Below are 1,074 nucleotides of genomic sequence, written 5' to 3'. Positions count from 1 at the left end.
GGGTCGGGGTTCGTGGCGGTGTCCCCGAAGAGGGTGCTGGACACGCGTTCCGGGATCGGCGCCCCGCGGGCGAAGGTCGGTGCCGGACGGTCGGTGACGGTGGCGCTGCCGGGGCTGCCGGCGGGGACCACGGCGGTCACGTTGAACGTCACCGCGACCAAGCCGTCATCGGCCAGCTACGTGAGCGTGTACCCGGGCGGCACCACGCGTCCCGGCGCCTCGAACCTCAACGTGGCCGCCGGACAGACCGTCGCCAACCTCGTCACGGTCGCGGTGGGCCCGGGCAACAAGGTCACGTTGTACAACAACGCGGGCAGCATCGACCTGGTCGCCGACCTGGCCGGGTACTACGCTCCGGACCTCGGGTCGGGGTTCGTGGCGGTGTCCCCGAAGAGGGTGCTGGACACGCGTTCCGGGATCGGCGCCCCGCGGGCGAAGGTCGGTGCCGGACGGTCGGTGACGATGGCGCTGCCGGGGCTGCCGGCGGGGACCACGGCCGTCACGTTGAACGTCACCGCGACCAAGCCGTCATCGGCCAGCTACGTGAGCGTGTACCCGGGCGGCACCACGCGTCCCGGCGCCTCGAACCTCAACGTGGCCGCCGGACAGACCGTCGCCAACCTCGTCACGGTCGCGGTGGGCCCGGGCAACAAGGTCACGTTGTACAACAACGCGGGCAGCATCGACCTGGTCGCCGACCTGGCCGGGTACTACGCTCCGGACCTCGGGTCGGGGTTCGTGGCGGTGTCCCCGAAGAGGGTGCTGGACACGCGTTCCGGGATCGGCGCCCCGCGGGCGAAGGTCGGTGCCGGACGGTCGGTGACGGTGGCGCTGCCGGGGCTGCCGGCGGGGACCACGGCGGTCACGTTGAACGTCACCGCGACCAAGCCGTCATCGGCCAGCTACGTGAGCGTGTACCCGGGCGGCACCACGCGTCCCGGCGCCTCGAACCTCAACGTGGCCGCCGGACAGACCGTCGCCAACCTCGTCACGGTCGCGGTGGGCCCGGGCAACAAGGTCACGTTGTACAACAACGCGGGCAGCATCGACCTGGTCGCCGACCTGGCCGGGTAC

At 71.9% G+C, this 1,074-nt stretch carries 1 protein-coding gene; it reads left to right on the top strand.

What is annotated here, in order from left to right; translation table 11 throughout:
- Positions 1–180: 180 nt before the first annotated feature.
- Positions 181–1,074 (top strand): hypothetical protein (locus J3473_RS19210; protein WP_207025404.1); only part of this gene is annotated, 894 nt, incomplete at its 3' end.

Source organism: Phycicoccus sp. DTK01, assembly GCF_017312765.1.
Classification (GTDB): Bacteria; Actinomycetota; Actinomycetes; order Actinomycetales; family Dermatophilaceae; genus Phycicoccus; species Phycicoccus jejuensis.
This window is presented reverse-complemented; position numbering and strand designations above follow the sequence as displayed.